This is a genomic window from Pseudomonas sp. P8_241, from assembly GCF_034008315.1.
Lineage (GTDB): Bacteria > Pseudomonadota > Gammaproteobacteria > Pseudomonadales > Pseudomonadaceae > Aquipseudomonas.
In genome coordinates this window covers 4,674,606-4,692,100 of sequence record NZ_CP125377.1, presented here as the reverse complement: position 1 = coordinate 4,692,100, position 17,495 = coordinate 4,674,606, and the positions used below count along the sequence as shown (strand labels likewise).

General features: G+C 58.4%; 16 protein-coding genes. 11 read left to right on the top strand and 5 right to left on the bottom strand.

All coding sequences use genetic code 11. The features are described 5' to 3' along the window. Positions 1–76: 76 nt before the first annotated feature. On the bottom strand, positions 77–2,008 hold the full coding sequence (locus tag QMK58_RS21075) for a transglycosylase SLT domain-containing protein (RefSeq protein WP_053160742.1): 1,932 nt from the start codon (positions 2,006–2,008) through the stop codon (positions 77–79). A gap of 213 nt (positions 2,009–2,221) precedes the next feature. Here QMK58_RS21075 and QMK58_RS21070 point away from each other — a divergent pair, with 213 nt between their 5' ends. Then, positions 2,222–4,138, top strand: coding sequence for an ATP-binding cassette domain-containing protein (locus QMK58_RS21070; protein ID WP_320395369.1), 1,917 nt, complete (start codon positions 2,222–2,224; stop codon positions 4,136–4,138). 81 nt (positions 4,139–4,219) lie between these two features. On the opposite strand, the gene QMK58_RS21065 is transcribed toward QMK58_RS21070, so the two are convergent. Then, on the bottom strand, positions 4,220–4,660 hold the full coding sequence (locus QMK58_RS21065) for a universal stress protein (RefSeq protein ID WP_053160740.1): 441 nt from the start codon (positions 4,658–4,660) through the stop codon (positions 4,220–4,222). A gap of 104 nt (positions 4,661–4,764) precedes the next feature. On the opposite strand from QMK58_RS21065, the gene QMK58_RS21060 reads away from it, so the two are divergent. Continuing rightward, positions 4,765–5,202, top strand: coding sequence for a hypothetical protein (locus tag QMK58_RS21060; protein ID WP_053160739.1), 438 nt, complete (start codon positions 4,765–4,767; stop codon positions 5,200–5,202). On the opposite strand, the gene QMK58_RS21055 is transcribed toward QMK58_RS21060, so the two are convergent. Further along, the gene (locus QMK58_RS21055) at positions 5,194–5,409 is read right to left on the bottom strand and encodes a hypothetical protein (protein WP_320395368.1); all 216 of its coding nucleotides are present in this window, start codon (positions 5,407–5,409) and stop codon (positions 5,194–5,196) included. The two genes, QMK58_RS21060 and QMK58_RS21055, sit on opposite strands and share 9 nt — an antisense overlap. A gap of 387 nt (positions 5,410–5,796) precedes the next feature. Between QMK58_RS21055 and fadB the strand changes: the two genes are divergently transcribed. From fadB to QMK58_RS21025, 6 genes are all read left to right on the top strand, one after another. Further along, a complete protein-coding gene (gene fadB / locus QMK58_RS21050; protein ID WP_053160737.1) occupies positions 5,797–7,944 on the top strand; it encodes a fatty acid oxidation complex subunit alpha FadB in 2,148 nt (715 codons plus the stop codon). Between the two features lie 29 nt (positions 7,945–7,973). After that, positions 7,974–9,149 (top strand): acetyl-CoA C-acyltransferase FadA, encoded by a 1,176-nt coding sequence (gene fadA / locus QMK58_RS21045; RefSeq protein WP_053160736.1) that lies wholly within the window; start codon positions 7,974–7,976, stop codon positions 9,147–9,149. Positions 9,150–9,248: 99 nt separating this feature from the next. Further along, positions 9,249–9,485 carry a DUF1653 domain-containing protein gene (locus QMK58_RS21040; protein ID WP_053160735.1) on the top strand — a complete coding sequence of 79 codons (237 nt, stop codon included), beginning with the start codon at positions 9,249–9,251 and terminating at the stop codon, positions 9,483–9,485. Between the two features lie 114 nt (positions 9,486–9,599). Continuing rightward, positions 9,600–12,227, top strand: coding sequence for a type I DNA topoisomerase (gene topA / locus QMK58_RS21035; protein WP_053160734.1), 2,628 nt, complete (start codon positions 9,600–9,602; stop codon positions 12,225–12,227). Between the two features lie 142 nt (positions 12,228–12,369). Then, positions 12,370–12,894, top strand: coding sequence for a DUF6586 family protein (locus QMK58_RS21030; RefSeq protein ID WP_053161594.1), 525 nt, complete (start codon positions 12,370–12,372; stop codon positions 12,892–12,894). A 94-nt stretch (positions 12,895–12,988) separates the two neighbouring features. Then, a complete protein-coding gene (locus QMK58_RS21025) occupies positions 12,989–13,222 on the top strand; it encodes a hypothetical protein (RefSeq protein WP_053161660.1) in 234 nt (77 codons plus the stop codon). A gap of 95 nt (positions 13,223–13,317) precedes the next feature. On the opposite strand, the gene sulA is transcribed toward QMK58_RS21025, so the two are convergent. Both sulA and lexA read right to left on the bottom strand, forming a co-directional pair. Next, complete coding sequence (sulA, locus tag QMK58_RS21020; RefSeq protein ID WP_053161592.1) at positions 13,318–13,794, bottom strand: SOS-induced cell division inhibitor SulA; 477 nt, start codon at positions 13,792–13,794, stop codon at positions 13,318–13,320. Between the two features lie 10 nt (positions 13,795–13,804). Next, complete coding sequence (lexA, locus tag QMK58_RS21015; RefSeq protein WP_053161591.1) at positions 13,805–14,413, bottom strand: transcriptional repressor LexA; 609 nt, start codon at positions 14,411–14,413, stop codon at positions 13,805–13,807. 229 nt (positions 14,414–14,642) lie between these two features. Between lexA and psrA the strand changes: the two genes are divergently transcribed. The 3 genes from psrA to QMK58_RS21000 all read left to right on the top strand — a co-directional run bounded on the left by psrA (position 14,643) and on the right by QMK58_RS21000 (position 17,266). Then, on the top strand, positions 14,643–15,350 hold the full coding sequence (gene psrA, locus QMK58_RS21010; RefSeq protein WP_053161590.1) for a transcriptional regulator PsrA: 708 nt from the start codon (positions 14,643–14,645) through the stop codon (positions 15,348–15,350). A gap of 158 nt (positions 15,351–15,508) precedes the next feature. After that, a complete protein-coding gene (nagZ, locus tag QMK58_RS21005; RefSeq protein WP_320395367.1) occupies positions 15,509–16,519 on the top strand; it encodes a beta-N-acetylhexosaminidase in 1,011 nt (336 codons plus the stop codon). A 9-nt stretch (positions 16,520–16,528) separates the two neighbouring features. Beyond that, complete coding sequence (locus tag QMK58_RS21000) at positions 16,529–17,266, top strand: S-methyl-5'-thioinosine phosphorylase (protein ID WP_053161588.1); 738 nt, start codon at positions 16,529–16,531, stop codon at positions 17,264–17,266. The last annotated feature ends 229 nt before the right edge of the window (positions 17,267–17,495 follow it).

Genomic DNA, 17,495 nt, shown 5'->3' with positions numbered 1-17,495 from the left:
GCGGGCATTTTTGTTGAAATGTTGAAAGCGCGAGGATCAAAAGATCGCAGCCTGCTGCAGCTCCTGCATCAACCGGTCATTGATCATCAAAATACCGCTCATGCCAATCCACGATCGGCTGCGGTGAGTTGAGCTTCTCGCCATAGATTACCGAGTACGACAATACGTTTTGCACGTACTGGCGGGTTTCGTCGAACGGAATGCTTTCCACCCACACGTCGAAACTCAAATGATCGGCACCGCGCAGCCATTGGCGCACGCGGCCGGGGCCGGCGTTGTAGGCGGCGGAGGCGAGGACACGGTTGCCGTTGAACTGGCTGTGCACCTGGCTCAGGTACGCAGCGCCGAGCTGGATATTCTTGTCCGGGTCGAACAGTTGCTGTGGCGAGCTGTACGGAATGCTGAACTTGCGCGCGGTTTCCTTGGCGGTGGCGGGCATCAGTTGCATCAGACCCGAAGCGCCGACACCGGAGCGGGCGTCTTCCATAAACGCGCTTTCCTGACGGGTGATGGCGAACGCCCAGCTCGGGTGCAGGCCGCGATTCTTCGCTTCACGCACCAGGGTGTTGCGGTGGGCCATGGGAAAACGTATGTCCAGATCGTCCCAATACTGCGCCTGACTGATGGTGCGAATGGCCGGGAAATACCATTTCAGGTCGTAAGCCAGTTTCGCCTGGGCAACCATTTCGTCACGGTTGAAGTGGCGGCTGACGTGATACCACTCGCGGCGACCGTCGACGATCTGCCCGCGAGCGTGGAACTCCAGGGCGCGACGTATGCCGGGGGTGTTGCGCACCTTGTTGATCAGCGCCTGGCTCATCACCAGCGGCTTATTGTTCAGCGAGTACGGAGACTGCGAACGATCAGCGGCGAGGAAGCCATAAAAGTCGCGCTCACGTGCCACGCTTCGATAAAGGGTCTGGGGTTCCGGGTTCTGCGGTTGCGCCAGTTCCAGGCTCCGGGCCTGCCAGTAGCGCCAGCGATTGGTCGTCGCCAACTCCTGCGGAACACGGCGGGTCAATTGATAGGCATCGTCCCAGTGCGCCAGACGCAGGAGCAGGCGCAGGCGCCATTCGGAAACTGTATTGTCGCGCAGTTCCGGATCGTACTGGGTCATCAGGTTCAGGGCGCGACTGTCGAAACGTTTGGCGAGGGTCAGTCCGATTTCCCTGGCGATCGCGACTTTTTCATCCCGGGAGAAATGCATGCTGCTCGCGTAGCCGTCGAGCAGGTTCATGGCCCTGTCCGGGTCCTGGCGGGCGAGGCGGCGCAGGCCGAGGCTGACGACATCGGACATTGCTTCATCGGCCGGTGTGAAGCGCGACGGCTGGTTGAGCAGTTCCGGTTTCTGCGCCACATCGATCAGCAAGCGACCACGAGATTCGAGGGTGCTGCTCAGGCCGTTGACCAGGCTGTTGGCCAGCGGATAATTGCGCGCCTGGGCCGCGAGCTTTACGCGCTCCCAGCGTTTTTGCTCGGTCAACTGACCGTCGGCGGCCCACATGCCAAACAGCGTATCGCAAGCTTCGGGTTGTGATTTACCGGTCAGCCAGAGCTTGTTGGCGTTGGCGTAACCTTCGGACTTGAGGTTGTGGCTGATCTGGTACTGCGCGTTCAGGCAGTCCAGTTCAGTGAAATTCATTTTCGGATCGTAGTACTTGACGAAGGTCGCCCAGTCACCTCGATCGGCCAGCCAGCGCAACCAGCGCAGTTTCATCCAGTTGGCTTGCGGCAGGTCGCCGTGCTCGGCAAGAAATTTCTCGATTTCGGCGTTGCTCGCGGTTTTCAGGCGCGCTGTCAGTTCGTCGTAGGCCAGGTACGGTTCCAGCGGATAGTCGGCCAAGGCCTGGTTGTAGCGGAAATACGGCCCGGTATCGCCTTTGGCCAGGGCGCGCTTGGCTTCATCGTAATACCTGCGTTGGGTGGACAGGTCCACCGCCTGGGCGGATTGAATCGCAGTGGCTGACAGTAAAAGGCAGGACAGGATTTTGAAAAGGCGACTGCGCATGAGACGTCCAGGCAGAGAAAACATGACAAGTGCGGGGCAGGCCCGCACTGAATTATCTGTAGCTTAGCCTTTTGCCAGCAGCCGGCGAAAGGTTTGCTGGCTTGTCTGCCCAAGTTCGCAACATTTGTCATTCAGAGTGCTACGAGAGTGAAATAGCCGGCCTTATGAAGCCTCAATTCAGGTAGAATGCGCGCCCGGTTTTTGGAGAAGCTCATGACCCTGCTCAAATTCAGCGATGTGTCCCTTGCTTTCGGCGCTATGCCGTTGTTGGACAAGGTGTCCTGGCAGATCGCCCGTGGAGAGCGGGTGTGCATCATCGGCCGCAACGGCACTGGCAAGTCCAGCATGATGAAGCTCGTCAAGGGCGACCAGAAGCCGGATGACGGCTCCGTTTGGCGCGCACCTGGTCTCAAGATTGGCGAATTGCCGCAAGAATTGCCGGTGGCCGACGAGCGGACGGTGTTCGACGTGGTTGCCGAAGGCCTGGACGGGGTCGGCGCCTTGCTCGCCGAATATCATCACCTGAGCCAGAACTGCGTCACCGACGCCGACCTGGACAAGCTGATGCACGTCCAGCACGACCTCGAAGCCCGTGACGGCTGGCGCCTGCAGACGCTGGTCGACAGCACTTTGAGCCGCCTGCAATTGCCGGCGGACAAGACCCTCGCCGAGTTGTCCGGTGGTTGGCGTCGCCGCGTCCTGCTGGCACAGGCCCTGGTTTCCGAGCCGGACCTGTTGCTGCTCGACGAACCGACCAACCACCTGGACATCGGTGCCATCGCCTGGCTCGAAGAAGCGCTGAAGGATTTCCAGGGCGCCGTGCTGTTCATCACGCACGACCGTTCGTTCCTGCAAAACCTCGCGACCCGCATCCTCGAACTGGACCGCGGCGGCCTGATCGACTGGAACGGCGACTACGCCAGTTTCCTTGTGCACAAAGAGGCCGAACTCGCCGCTGAAGCCACGGCCAACGCGCTGTTCGACAAGCGCCTGGCCCAGGAAGAGGTGTGGATTCGCCAGGGCATCAAGGCCCGTCGGACCCGTAACGAAGGTCGCGTCCGTGCACTCAAGGCCCTGCGCGTTGAGCGCAGCGAGCGTCGTGAGCGTACCGGCAAGGCCAACATTCAGCTGGATACCGCCGACAAATCCGGCAAGCAGGTGATGGTGCTCGAGAACGTGAGCTTTGCTCACCCGGGCGGCCCGTTCCTGATCAAGGATTTCTCGATGGTCTTGCAGCGCGGCGACCGCATCGGTCTGCTCGGCGCCAACGGCACCGGCAAGACCACATTGTTGAAGCTGATGCTCAGCGGCCTGCAGCCTACAAGCGGCAAGGTGGAAGAGGGCACGAAGATCGACGTGGCCTACTTCGACCAGTTGCGCCATCAGCTGGATCTGGAAAAGACCGTCATCGACAACGTCGCCGAAGGTCGCGACTTCATCGATATCGACGGCCAGAGCCGCCACGTGCTCAGCTACCTCGGTGACTTCCTGTTCAGCCCGCAGCGTGCCCGCACGCCGGTCAAGGCGCTGTCCGGTGGCGAGCGCGCCCGTCTGTTGCTGGCCAAGCTGTTCAGCAAGCCGGCGAACCTGCTGGTGCTCGACGAACCGACCAACGACCTCGACGTGGAAACCCTCGAACTGCTCGAGGAGGTCTTGCTGACCTTCAACGGCACCGTACTGATGGTCAGCCACGACCGGGCATTCCTCGACAACGTGGTCACCAGCACCCTGGTCTTTGAAGGCGAAGGCAAGGTTCGCGAATACGTCGGTGGTTATCAGGACTGGCTGCGTCAGGGCGGCTCGCCGCGTCTGCTGGGCGTGACCGAGAGCAAGTCCGGCAAGGCCGACTTGAACTCTGCGGTGGTAAAGGCCGAGCCTGCGCCAGTCGCGGCAGTGGTTGAAGTACCTGCAAAGAAAAAGCTCAGCTACAAGTTGCAGCGTGAGCTGGAAGCCTTGCCGGTTCAGATCGAAGCCATGGAGCAGCAGATTGCTGCGGTCGAAGCGCAAATGGCGGATGCTGGTTTCTATCTGCGCCCTGCGACCGAAACCGCAGCCGTGATTGCTCAGCTGGCGCAATTGCAGGCTGAACTCGACGTGATGGTCGAGCGTTGGGCAGAGCTGGATGCCTGAATGATCCGGTAACAAGAAAAGCCCGGCGTTCAGTGATGAGCGCCGGGCTTTTCGTAGGAGCTGCCGCAGGTTTGTGTGTGATCAGCTTTTGTTTTGCAGGCGCACCGCCAACACATCGCAAGGCGCGCCGTGCAGCACGTCATTGGCGGTGGAGCCCAGTAGCAGCGCCAGGCCGTGACGGCCATGGCTGCCCACCACGATCAGGTCGCAGGTCTGTTCCTTGGCCAGATGGTGAATCTCCTGGCGTGGCTGACCGTAAGTCAGGTGGCTGTATTCCCTGGAAAGCTCCGGATACTTCACGATCAGTCGGTCAAGGCGCTCCTTGGCCTGGTCGAACTGCTGTTGTTGCAGTTGTGACAGGTCCATTGGTACATCGCCACCAAAGGCCATGGCCATGGGCTCGACGATGTGCACCAGCGACAATTTTGCACCGCTGCTCACCGATAGCTCGCGAGCACGGTGGATTACAGGGTCGCACTCTTCGGTTAGATCTACAGCGACCAGAATATGGTTGTAGGGCATGAGGTGCTCCTCCTGAGGATTGCAATATTGGTAAGTATGGCTGGTTTCAAGCGCATTGGTTTCAAAGTGACCCAATGTGCTCATCAAGAATCGGGAGTACAGATATGACGGTCTGGATAGTGGTGTCAATCCTGTTGGTGGTGCTCAGCCCGCTGGCATGGTTGCGACCGTCGCGTGTACAGAGCGGGCGCATCGCCCTGCGGATGGAGGCGCGACGCATTGGTCTGGCCATGCAACTGGCGCCTCAGGAATGGCCGCACTGGCTCAGTCAGGAGCCGCCAAGCCCCTGTGCCCAGTACCATCGGCCGCGTCGTGGCAGTCAGCCGGCGTGCTGGACATACTGGCAAAAATCACCGGGTGTGTGGGTCAATCAGTGGCAGGAAATCTGCGAAGACCAGGCGTTGCTCAATCATTTCGAAAAATTGCCAGGCAATGTCTACAAAGTCGAAGCGGACAAGCAGATGATCGCGTTGTATTGGGGCGAGAAGGGCGAGGCAGAGGTTTTGCAACAGATCGATGCGACCCTCAAGGCATTAGCCTGACACCGCCCCCTGGAAGGCTGCGATCTTTTGATCTTGTTTGTAAGAAATCAAAATTAAAAGATCGCAGCCTTCGGCAGCTCCTACAGGTAAGCAGTAAAAAACATCAGGCAATAAAAAGCCCGACAAAATCATCGGGCTGGGTTGGCCAGGCAGGCCGGTAAAACGGTTAGGGCTGATCTTGCGCTGGGCATTCGCCAAAGCGTTCACATTTTTCCCTTGGTTTCCCAGCGTAGCTTGTTAAACGCAGGCTGCAGCTAATTAGGGCGACTTTTCTAATAATTGATCCTATGAATGATTTCCCATGCTCATGCATGTTTAAAGTCTTCGTATTACGGATCTGACCGCAAAGTCGTGTTTCAACCCGCGTTTCGGGCGATTGACAATTGTCGGAAATTCCGTGAAGGTGACGTACCCAAATCAAACGGGCGTATGAATTGAGCGTTTGTATTTCAGACCGCTCCTACAGAATCCCGACTATCGCGTTGGCGGGTGTGTCGGGTAAATGGGCGTAGCATCGACGTTTAACGTCCCTGCCGAGCCGTTTACCTGCGTCCGACGTGTACTGTTCAGCTTCCATATCGTGGAGATCAGTTGATGATTTACGAAGGTAAAGCCATCACGGTTAAGGCTCTTGAAAGTGGCATCGTCGAACTGAAGTTCGACCTCAAGGGTGAGTCCGTCAACAAGTTCAACCGTCTAACCCTGAACGAATTGCGTCAGGCCGTGGACACCATCAAGGCAGATGCTTCGATCAAGGGCGTGATCGTCAGCAGTGGCAAGGACGTATTCATCGTCGGTGCCGACATCACCGAATTTGTCGACAACTTCAAGCTGCCGGATGCAGAGCTTGTTGCTGGCAACCTCGAAGCCAACAAGATTTTCAGCGATTTCGAAGACCTCAACGTTCCAACCGTTGTTGCCATCAATGGCATCGCGTTGGGTGGCGGTCTGGAAATGTGCCTGGCCGCGGATTACCGCGTCATGTCCACCAAGGCCAAGATCGGTCTGCCGGAAGTCAAACTGGGCATCTACCCGGGCTTCGGTGGCACCGTGCGTTTGCCGCGCCTGATCGGTGCCGACAACGCGATCGAGTGGATCGCCGCCGGCAAGGAAAACCGTCCTGAAGACGCGCTGAAAGTCGGCGCTGTCGATGCAGTCGTTGCGCCTGAAAAACTGCAGGACGCGGCGTTGGAGCTGGTCAAGCGCGCCATCTCCGGTGAGTTCGACTACAAGGCCAAGCGCCAGCCGAAGCTGGAAAAGCTGAAGCTGAACGCCATCGAACAAATGATGGCTTTCGAAACCGCCAAAGGCTTCGTGGCTGGCCAGGCCGGCCCGAACTACCCGGCGCCGGTTGAAGCGATCAAGACCATCCAGAAAGCTGCGAACTTCGGTCGCGAAAAAGCGCTGGAAATCGAAGCTGCCGGTTTCGTGAAACTGGCCAAGACCTCTGCCGCGCAGAGCTTGATCGGCCTGTTCCTGAACGATCAGGAACTGAAGAAAAAGGCCAAGGCCTACGACGAAATCGCCAAGGACGTGAAGCAGGCTGCCGTATTGGGCGCCGGCATCATGGGCGGCGGTATTGCGTATCAGTCGGCTTCCAAAGGCACGCCGATCCTGATGAAGGACATCAACGAAGCCGGTATCGAGCAGGGTCTGGCTGAAGCCGCCAAGCTGCTGGTCGGCCGCGTTGACAAAGGCCGCATGACCGCCGCGAAAATGGCTGAAGTGCTCAACGGCATTCGTCCTACCCTGTCCTACGGCGATTTCGGTCACGTGGACCTGGTGGTTGAAGCGGTCGTCGAGAACCCTAAGGTCAAGCAAGCGGTGCTGGCCGAAGTCGAAGACAAGGTCAAAGAGGACACCATTCTCGCGTCCAACACCTCGACCATTTCCATCACCTTGTTGGCCAAGGCCCTCAAGCGTCCGGAAAACTTCGTCGGCATGCACTTCTTCAACCCGGTGCACATGATGCCGCTGGTGGAAGTGATCCGTGGCGAGAAGTCCAGCGAGCTGGCGGTTGCCACCACCGTTGCCTACGCCAAGAAAATGGGCAAGAACCCGATCGTCGTCAACGACTGCCCGGGCTTCCTGGTCAACCGCGTGCTGTTCCCGTACTTCGGCGGTTTCGCCAAGCTGGTCAGCGCCGGTGTGGACTTCGTGCGCATCGACAAGATCATGGAAAAATTCGGCTGGCCAATGGGCCCGGCGTACCTGATGGACGTGGTTGGCATCGACACCGGTCACCACGGTCGTGACGTGATGGCTGAAGGCTTCCCGGACCGCATGAAGGACGACCGTCGTTCGGCCGTTGACGTGCTCTACGAAGCCAAGCGCCTGGGCCAGAAGAACGGCAAGGGCTTCTACGCCTACGAGACCGACAAACGCGGCAAGCAGAAGAAAGTCGCCGATCCTTCGGTGCTGGAAGTGCTCAAGCCGATCGTTTACGAGCAGCGCGAAGTCACTGACGAAGACATCATCAACTGGATGATGATCCCGCTGTGCCTGGAAACCGTGCGTTGCCTGGAAGACGGCATCGTCGAAACCGCTGCCGAAGCCGACATGGGTCTGGTCTACGGTATTGGTTTCCCTCCATTCCGTGGCGGCGCGCTGCGCTACATCGACTCGCTCGGTGTTGCCGAGTTCGTTGCCCTGGCTGACCAGTACGCTGATTTGGGCGCGCTGTACCACCCGACCGCGAAGCTGCGCGAAATGGCCAAAAACGGCCAGAGCTTCTTCGGTTAAGCGCCCCCAACTAGAGTGAGAGTGAACTTATGAGCTTGAATCCTAGAGACGTCGTGATTGTCGACTTCGGTCGTACTCCGATGGGCCGCTCCAAGGGCGGCATGCACCGCAACACCCGCGCCGAAGACATGTCGGCGCACCTGATCAGCAAATTGCTGGAACGCAACGTCAAGGTCGACCCGAGCGAAGTCGAAGACGTGATCTGGGGCTGTGTGAACCAGACCCTGGAGCAGGGCTGGAACATCGCCCGCATGGCGTCGCTGATGACCCAGATCCCGCACACCTCGGCCGGCCAGACCGTCAGCCGTCTGTGTGGCTCGTCGATGAGCGCGTTGCACACTGCTGCGCAAGCGATCATGACCGGCAACGGTGACGTTTTCGTGGTTGGCGGCGTCGAGCATATGGGTCACGTGAGCATGATGCATGGTGTCGATCCGAACCCGCACATGTCCCTGTACGCGGCGAAAGCCTCGGGCATGATGGGCCTGACCGCTGAAATGCTGGGCAAAATGCACGGCATCACTCGCGAACAGCAGGACGCTTTCGGCGTGCGCTCCCACCAACTCGCCCACAAGGCGACCGTGGAAGGCAAGTTCAAAGACGAAATCATCCCGATGCAGGGCTATGACGAGAACGGTTTCCTGAAAACCTTCGACTACGACGAAACCATTCGTCCGGAAACTACCCTGGAAAGTCTGGCGGCTCTGAAGCCGGCATTCAATCCAAAGGGCGGCACTGTGACAGCCGGTACATCGTCGCAGATCACCGATGGTGCTTCGTGCATGATCGTGATGTCGGCGCAGCGCGCACAGGACCTGGGTATCCAGCCTCTGGCGGTGATTCGTTCGATGGCAGTGGCGGGTGTGGATCCGGCGATCATGGGCTATGGTCCAGTACCGGCTACACAAAAAGCACTGAAGCGTGCGGGTCTCGGTATCTCCGATATCGACTTCTTCGAGCTCAACGAAGCTTTCGCCGCACAGGCCCTGCCAGTGCTGAAAGATCTGAAAGTGCTCGACAAGATGAACGAGAAGGTTAACCTGCACGGCGGCGCGATTGCTCTGGGTCACCCGTTCGGTTGCTCTGGTGCCCGTATCTCCGGCACGTTGCTCAACGTGATGAAGCAAAATGGCGGTACCTTCGGGGTAGCCACCATGTGCATTGGTCTCGGCCAAGGCATCTCCACCGTCTTCGAACGCGTTTAAGCGTCTCGTCGATGGAAGCCGGGGCCAAGTGCCCCGGTTTTTGTTTTTGCGGATTTATTTTTGTTTTTATTTTGACAACATTTGAGTGAGGGCCAAAGCATGCCGATACAACCTGGGCTCTACCAACATTACAAAGGTCCGCAGTACCGTGTTTTCAGTATTGCGCGGCATTCGGAAACCGAAGAAGAAGTGGTCTTCTATCAAGCCCTGTATGGCGATTACGGCTTTTGGGTGCGTCCCTTGAGCATGTTCCTGGAGTCCGTCGAGGTTGACGGCGAACAGGTGCCACGCTTTGCTTTGGTGCAGGCCGAAGAAAGCCTTTTTACCAAGCCATAAGCTGAGTGCGCGCAAAACCCTGCGCTTGACCTCACCTTGTATCAACTATATATAGCGGTGCCGCGTCAGGCGCCAATCGCCTTTCACTTCTCGAATTCAGGAATTTTCTGATCCATGGGCAAATCGCTGGTCATTGTGGAATCCCCGGCTAAGGCCAAGACCATCAACAAGTATTTGGGTAACGAATACGTGGTGAAGTCGAGTATCGGCCATATCCGAGACCTGCCCACCAGCGGTTCGGCTAGCGCCAGCAAAGAGCCTGCCGCCAAGCGCGGCAAGGCTGCCGCGGGCGAAGGTCCGGTGCTCTCGCCGAAAGAGAAAGCGCGCAAGCAGTTGGTCGCGCGCATGGGTGTCGATCCGGATCATGGCTGGAAAGCCAAGTACGAGATCCTCCCGGGCAAGGAAAAAGTCATCGAAGAGCTGCGCCGGCTCGCCAAGGATGCTGACACCATCTATCTCGCAACCGACTTGGACCGCGAGGGGGAAGCCATTGCCTGGCACCTGCGCGAAGCCATCGGTGGTGATGACACCCGCTACAAGCGCGTGGTGTTCAACGAAATTACCAAGAAGGCGATTCAGGAAGCTTTCTCGAAACCGGGCGAACTGGACATCGATCGTGTCAATGCCCAGCAGGCGCGTCGTTTCCTCGACCGGGTCGTGGGTTACATGGTTTCTCCGCTGCTGTGGGCCAAGATCGCTCGCGGTCTGTCCGCCGGTCGTGTGCAATCGGTTGCGGTAAAGCTGGTGGTCGAGCGCGAGCGTGAAATTCGTGCGTTCATCCCGGAAGAATACTGGGAAGTCCACGCTGACCTCGGTACCGCCAAAGGCGCGACCGTGCGTTTCGATGTGGCTCGCGAAAAGGGCGAAGCCTTCAAGCCGCTCAACGAAACCCAGGCCATGGCTGCGCTGGAAAAGCTCAAGGCCTCCAGCTACAGCATCGTCAAGCGTGAAGACAAACCGACCAGCAGCAAACCGTCGGCGCCGTTCATCACTTCCACCCTGCAGCAGGCCGCGAGTAACCGCCTGGGCTTCGGTGTGAAGAAAACCATGATGATGGCCCAGCGTTTGTACGAAGCGGGCTACATCACTTACATGCGTACCGACTCCACCAACCTCTCGGTTGATGCCGTGGCGATGGCGCGTACCTATATTGAAGGCGAGTTCGGCAAGAAGTACCTGCCGGAAACCCCGAACGTCTACAGCAGCAAGGAAGGCGCACAAGAGGCTCACGAAGCGATTCGTCCGTCCGACGCCAATACCGAGCCAAGCAAACTGTCGGGCATGGAGCGTGACGCTGAGCGCCTCTACGAGCTCATCTGGCGCCAGTTCCTCGCCTGCCAGATGCTGCCGGCGCAATACCTGTCGACTACCGTCACTGTCGGCGCTGGCGACTTCGAGCTGCGCGCCAAGGGCCGCATCCTCAAGTTCGACGGTTACACCCGTGTCATGCCGCAAATCGCCAAGCCTGGCGATGATGACGTATTGCCGGACATGGCCCAGGGCGACGCGATGAAGCTGATCAAGCTTGATCCGACCCAGCACTTCACCAAGCCACCGGCGCGTTACTCGGAAGCCAGCCTGGTAAAAGAAATGGAAAAGCGCGGTATCGGTCGTCCTTCGACCTATGCGGCAATCATTTCAACCATCCAGGATCGTGGCTACGTTGCGCTGCATAACCGTCGTTTCTATTCGGAAAAGATGGGTGACATCGTCACCGAGCGTCTGTCCGAGAGCTTCTCCAACCTGATGGACTACGGCTTTACCGCCGGCATGGAAGAGCACCTCGATGACGTGGCTCAGGGCGAGCGCGACTGGAAAAACGTGCTGGACGAGTTCTACGGCGACTTCAAGAAGAAACTCGAAGTGGCTGAAAACCCGGAAAACGGCATGCGTGCCAACCAGCCGGTCATGACTGATATTCCGTGTACCACTTGCGGTCGTCCGATGCAGATTCGTACCGCGTCGACCGGCGTGTTCCTCGGTTGCTCCGGCTACAGCCTGCCACCGAAAGAGCGCTGCAAGGCTACCGTGAACCTGGTGCCTGGCGATGAAATCGCTGCGGACGACGAGGGCGAATCGGAATCGCTGGTGTTGCGCGGCAAGCATCGCTGCCCGATCTGCGCTACGGCGATGGATGCCTATCTGCTCGATGAAAAGCGCAAATTGCACATCTGCGGTAACAACCCGGATTGCAATGGCTACGAAATCGAAGAGGGCACCTATCGTATCAAGGGCTACGAAGGTCCGAGCCTTGAGTGCGACAAGTGCGGTAGCGAAATGCAGCTCAAGACCGGCCGTTTCGGCAAGTTCTTCGGTTGCACCAATGCGACCTGCAAGAACACTCGCAAACTGCTCAAGAGTGGTGACGCGGCACCGCCGAAGATGGATCCGGTGAAAATGCCTGAGCTCAAATGCGAAAAGGTCAACGACACCTACATCCTGCGCGACGGTGCATCCGGCTTGTTCCTGGCGGCCAGCCAGTTCCCGAAAAACCGCGAAACCCGAGCTCCGCTGGTACAGGAAATTATCCCGCACAAGGATGAGATCGATCCGAAGTACCATTTCCTCTGCGAAGCGCCGAAGAAAGATCCTGATGGTCTGCCTGCTGTGATCCGTTACAGCCGCAAAACCAAGGAGCAGTACGTGCAGACCGAGGTCGACGGTAAGCCGACTGGCTGGAAAGCGTTCTACGACGGCGGCAAGTGGAAAGTCGAAGACAAGCGTCCAGCTGCGAAGGCGTAAGGCGTCGCAGTACTGAAAAGGCCGCATGACAACCCTCGGGTTTTCATGCGGCCTTTTTGTTTTGTGCTTGCGGTCGGATCGGCTGATCCACGACACTGTCCGACCTGCGTGAAACAATTATTTCGTTGTGGAGGCTGCCGTCATGGCCCACGAACTCTATACCCGTACCAACCAGAAGATTTACTTCGCCGGCCTGTCGCTTGAAGCGCTCGCAAAAGCGGAGGAGGGGCGGGCGATGAATTCCCTGGCCCTGATTCAGGCCGGTCGCGAATCAGCGCTGTTTCACCTGTACGGAGCGCTGCTGGGCCTGTGCCACGAGATTGCCGGATTCTATCGTTTGCCCCAGGCCAATGCTCCTCGTGCAGAGTTGCTGTTGACTCGCGAAGTGTTGGACGCCATCGCCATCCCGGAAATGGCCGAAATGGTCGAGTTGGCCAATAACCCGGAAACATGGCTGGCCAAACTGCTGTCTGCCCATGCCGCGCTTTTTCAACCGCCACGCGCGCCTCGCAAGCCTAAAGGGGATGTCACACAGCCGCTGATCCTCGCCGTCAACCTGGATGAAGAGGACGCGCCTGAAGAGTTGAGCCGGGATGAGCTGGAGAGCTGGCGTCAGAACCTTAAAGGGTTGGCGATCCGTTTTCGCGAAGGGTTGAACGAGTGCTGACAGGCGTCTCTGCACGATGGCTGTTGGTCAAGATCCCAAGCGCAGCCTGTGCGATGCCTATATAATCCCCGCCTTTCGTGGAGAACACACCTATATGCCAACGTCCTTTCTAGAAATTGTCGAGTTACCAGACGGCCGAATCGAGCTGCGCAGGGCCGAGGACGAGGGTTCTCTGGTTACTTTGGATTTCTCCGAGGACGCCAAAGCGTTTTTGCAAGGGCAGCACGTGGAAGTCGCCAAGGCGATGTTGAGCGTGGGTGTTCAGATGGCAGGTCGCCTGGTTGAAGGCGAATTCGACAAGGATGAGGGTACGCGGGTTCTTCATTGATGCCCGTCCGTCGCTTTTTTTGATGTCGCTATTCATCGGCTTCTCTGTCCTTGGAGAAGCCCCGCGCCTTTAATGTCGCACCCGATATTTGCCCATTAACCCAGTCGAATATTCAAGCTTTGAGCATCGCCAATACGAGCGGCGCTGATCAGCTGCTGCCGCGAATTGGCGTTTAACGGGTTGAGCCAGCTGACAACCGTGTGGCTACGACCCAGGCGCAATGCCTCGCAGGTCAGTTGCTGTGCACTCTGGCTGCCGCGTGGTTGCAGCAAGAGAATGCGTTCGCGGTTCAGGCCGGCATCGCGTAACCAGGTTTGAGTCAGGCTGGCTGGCGGGGCAATCAGTGTGAGCCAGCGAGCGTCCTGGTCCTGGCTCAGTTCCCTGAGAATCGGTGCGAGAAGGTTCAGGCAGTTCCCGGCTGCGCCACGCAGCGACAACTCACTGAAAACCTCGGGTTCGGCGCTCCAGGGCGCCTCGGCCACGTCTTTGAGGATCGGCGCCAATGGCTGCGCCATGAATGCCTCGAACAGTGACAGTTGGGCTTGCTGTGGTGAAGTCTGTGGGAAGTGCATGGAGCCTCCGTTAGCGGCGAATGACGCCGACACTCAATCCTTCGATCATCAGTTCCTGATCTTGAAGGTTCACTTCGATAGGGGCGAACTCGGGGTTTTCGGCAATCAGCCAGACTTTGCTTCCATCCCGCTTGAAGCGCTTGACGGTCACTTCGTCACCGATCCGTGCGACTACGATCTGACCATTTCTCGCTTCGCGGGTGGTATGGACTGCCAGCAGGTCACCGTCGAAAATACCGACATCCTTCATGCTCATGCCATGGACGCGCAGCAGGTAGTCAGCGCGCGGATGGAAAAAGGCGGGATTGATGTTGCATGACTCTTCGATATGCTGTTGCGCCAGAATCGGGGCGCCAGCTGCGACCCGCCCGATGATGGGCAGGGTGGAGTCGTCGGCCTTGGCTTCAAAGCCAGGGATACGAATGCCGCGGGACGCACCGGGCGTCATCTCGATCGCGCCTTTGCGAGCAAGGGCCTTGAGGTGTTCTTCCGCGGCGTTGGGCGACTTGAAGCCCAGTTCCTGAGCAATTTCCGCGCGGGTCGGCGGGTAACCGTTGTCTTCCAGGCATCGTTTGATGAAGGCCAGAATCTCTGCTTGGCGTGGCGTCAGCTTTAGCATATTGATCGCTCTGTCTTTTTATACAGTGACTGGGATTATATACAGTGAAACGGTCTTGGCAATGCCCCTTTTTTTCTTGCCCGCCGGACGGTCGAGGAACCAGTAGATTGAAGCTTTGCCGTTGTGTGGTTAAATGTCTGACCGGCCATTTCCAAAAGTGACCGCCAGGCTTGACAATGCACGGGCTGAAACGTATGTTTCAAACAAGTGTTTGTCAGGCGGAGTAGCCATGGCCCAGTCGGAAACCGTTGAACGCATCCTTGATGCAGCCGAGCAGTTGTTCGCGGAAAAGGGTTTCGCGGAAACCTCGTTGCGTTTGATCACCAGCAAGGCCGGTGTCAATCTGGCGGCAGTGAATTATCACTTCGGCTCGAAGAAGGCGTTGATCCAGGCGGTTTTCTCGCGCTTCCTCGGTCCGTTCTGCATCAGCCTCGATAAAGAGCTGGAGCGCCGTCAGGCCAAGCCTGAAATGAAGCCGACGCTCGAGGAACTGCTTGAAATCCTCGTCGAGCAGGCGCTGGTGGTGCAGCCACGCAGCGGCAATGATCTGTCGATCTTCATGCGTTTGCTGGGTTTGGCGTTCAGTCAAAGCCAAGGGCACTTGCGTCGCTATCTGGAAGACATGTACGGCAAGGTTTTTCGTCGTTATATGATGTTGGTCAATGAAGCGGCGCCGCGTATCCCTCCCATCGAATTGTTCTGGCGCGTGCACTTCATGCTGGGTGCGGCGGCGTTCAGCATGTCCGGCATCAAGGCCTTGCGCGCGATTGCCGAGACCGACTTCGGTGTCAATACGTCCATTGAGCAAGTCATGCGCCTGATGGTGCCGTTCCTGGCTGCCGGCATGCGGGCCGAAACGGGTGTCACCGACGCGGCCATGGCCACCGCGCAGTTGCGTCCGCGTAGCAAATCGACATCGGTTGCCGCCAAGGTTTAACCGCTCACGGGTGGGCGCGGCAGCTGACATCCGTTAAGCTAGCCGCCCATGCCGACTCTCGTTCTGAACCCGCTCCCCATTGATATCGCCGACCTGCCGGGCACTGCCCTCGGCGGCGATTTGGCGCGAGCCGGGTTTATCGTTATCAAGGAATCTCTATGACTGCTGGCCTGCAAGGCTCGTTGATGGTGGACGTCGCCGGTACCTGGCTGACGGCTGAAGATCGCCAATTGTTGCGCCAGCCCGAAGTGGGCGGCCTGATCATTTTCGCTCGCAACATTGAGCATCCACGCCAGGTGCGTGAATTGAGTGCGGCAATTCGTGCCATACGTCCTGACATGTTGTTGGCGGTGGATCAAGAGGGTGGGCGGGTTCAGCGCCTGCGACAGGGATTCATCCGTTTGCCGGCGATGCGCGCGATTGCCGATAACCCCAATGCCGAACACCTGGCCGAGCAATGTGGCTGGATCATGGCCACTGAAGTGCTGGCGGTGGGTCTGGACCTCAGCTTTGCTCCGGTACTGGACCTCGACTATCAGCGCAGCGCCGTCGTTGGCACTCGCTCTTTCGAGAGCAATCCCGAGCGCGCCGCTCAACTTGCCGGTGCGTTCATCCGCGGTATGAATACCGCCGGTATGGCTGCGACGGGCAAGCATTTTCCTGGTCACGGCTGGGCTGAGGCGGATTCTCACGTAGCGATCCCGAATGACGAGCGCAGCCTCGACGAAATCCGTGCCAACGACCTGGTGCCGTTCGCAAAATTGAGCAAGCAACTGGCTGCCGTCATGCCTGCGCATGTCATTTATCCACAAGTCGATTCCCGGCCTGCCGGTTTTTCTCGTCGTTGGCTGCAGGATATTCTGCGGGGCGAACTGCAATTTGATGGTGTGATTTTCAGCGATGACCTGTCCATGGCAGGTGCCCATGTGGTTGGCGATGCCGCCAGCCGCATTGAAGCTGCGTTGACTGCTGGCTGCGACATGGGTCTGGTGTGCAACGATCGTGCGGCCGCCGAGTTGGCCCTGAGCGCCGTGCAACGCCTGAAGGTCAAGCCATCTGCGCGCATTGCGCAGATGCGCCGTCAGTCGTTTGCCGGTATCGAATACCGTCAGGACCCGCGGTGGCTGGCGGCAGTCGGTGCACTCAAAGAAGCTCAATTGATTGATTAAGGACTGCTTATGACGGTTTACGCGATTATCGGTGGTACCGGTCTGACTCAACTCGAAGGCCTGAGCATTCGTCAGTCATTGGCAGTGGAGACGCCTTATGGCGCCCCTTCAGCCGAGATTCAGGTCGGCGAATTCGCGGGCAAGGAAGTGCTGTTCCTTGCGCGTCACGGCCACCCGCACCGCTTTCCACCGCATCAGGTCAACTACCGCGCCAACCTCTGGGCACTGAAGCAGGCGGGTGCAGAAGCCATTCTCGCGGTCAACGCCGTGGGCGGGATTCACGCCGCCATGGGCACCGGGCATTTCTGTGTGCCCCATCAGTTGATCGACTACACCAGCGGTCGCCAGCACACCTATTTTGCCGATGACCTGGAACAGGTCACGCATATCGATTTCAGTTATCCATACAGCGAGCCGCTACGTCAGCAACTGATCGCGGCACTGGCGGCTGAAGGCGTTGGCTACAGCAGTCATGGCGTATATGCCTGTACTCAGGGCCCGCGTCTGGAGACGGTGGCGGAAATCGCACGTCTGGAGCGTGACGGCTGCGACATCGTCGGTATGACGGGTATGCCGGAGGCGGCGCTGGCCCGGGAGCTGGAACTGGATTACGCCTGTCTGTCGCTGGTGGTGAATCCGGCGGCAGGCAAGTCGACGGCGGTGATCACCATGGCCGAGATCGAGCAGGCGTTGCATGACGGGATGGGCAAGGTGAAATCGACTTTGGCGCGGGTACTCAAGGGCTGAGTCTGGTTTGATTGCGCGTTGAGTTCTTCGCAGGCAAGCCAGCTCCTACAGGTTTGGTGTCGTTCGCAGGGGTTGTGTTCGACGCGGTTACTGTGGGGGCAACGTCTGGCTTGATGGTGCGTTGAGTTTCTCGCTGGCAAGCCAGCTCCTACAGGTTTGGGGTTGTTCGCAGGGGTGTGTTCGACGCGGACACTGTAGGAGCTGGCTTGCCAGAGAAGAGGCCGGATCA

Coding starts and splice junctions, on each gene's coding strand:
- sulA (WP_053161592.1), bottom strand. CDS start 13,794: ATGCACTTCCCACAGACTTCACCACAGCAAGCCCAACTGTCACTGTTC.
- topA (WP_053160734.1), top strand. CDS start 9,600: ATGGGCAAATCGCTGGTCATTGTGGAATCCCCGGCTAAGGCCAAGACC.
- QMK58_RS21040 (WP_053160735.1), top strand. CDS start 9,249: ATGCCGATACAACCTGGGCTCTACCAACATTACAAAGGTCCGCAGTAC.
- QMK58_RS21025 (WP_053161660.1), top strand. CDS start 12,989: ATGCCAACGTCCTTTCTAGAAATTGTCGAGTTACCAGACGGCCGAATC.
- nagZ (WP_320395367.1), top strand. CDS start 15,509: ATGACTGCTGGCCTGCAAGGCTCGTTGATGGTGGACGTCGCCGGTACC.
- QMK58_RS21030 (WP_053161594.1), top strand. CDS start 12,370: ATGGCCCACGAACTCTATACCCGTACCAACCAGAAGATTTACTTCGCC.
- QMK58_RS21070 (WP_320395369.1), top strand. CDS start 2,222: ATGACCCTGCTCAAATTCAGCGATGTGTCCCTTGCTTTCGGCGCTATG.
- fadA (WP_053160736.1), top strand. CDS start 7,974: ATGAGCTTGAATCCTAGAGACGTCGTGATTGTCGACTTCGGTCGTACT.
- QMK58_RS21000 (WP_053161588.1), top strand. CDS start 16,529: ATGACGGTTTACGCGATTATCGGTGGTACCGGTCTGACTCAACTCGAA.
- psrA (WP_053161590.1), top strand. CDS start 14,643: ATGGCCCAGTCGGAAACCGTTGAACGCATCCTTGATGCAGCCGAGCAG.
- QMK58_RS21060 (WP_053160739.1), top strand. CDS start 4,765: ATGACGGTCTGGATAGTGGTGTCAATCCTGTTGGTGGTGCTCAGCCCG.
- QMK58_RS21075 (WP_053160742.1), bottom strand. CDS start 2,008: ATGCGCAGTCGCCTTTTCAAAATCCTGTCCTGCCTTTTACTGTCAGCC.
- fadB (WP_053160737.1), top strand. CDS start 5,797: ATGATTTACGAAGGTAAAGCCATCACGGTTAAGGCTCTTGAAAGTGGC.
- lexA (WP_053161591.1), bottom strand. CDS start 14,413: ATGCTAAAGCTGACGCCACGCCAAGCAGAGATTCTGGCCTTCATCAAA.
- QMK58_RS21065 (WP_053160740.1), bottom strand. CDS start 4,660: ATGCCCTACAACCATATTCTGGTCGCTGTAGATCTAACCGAAGAGTGC.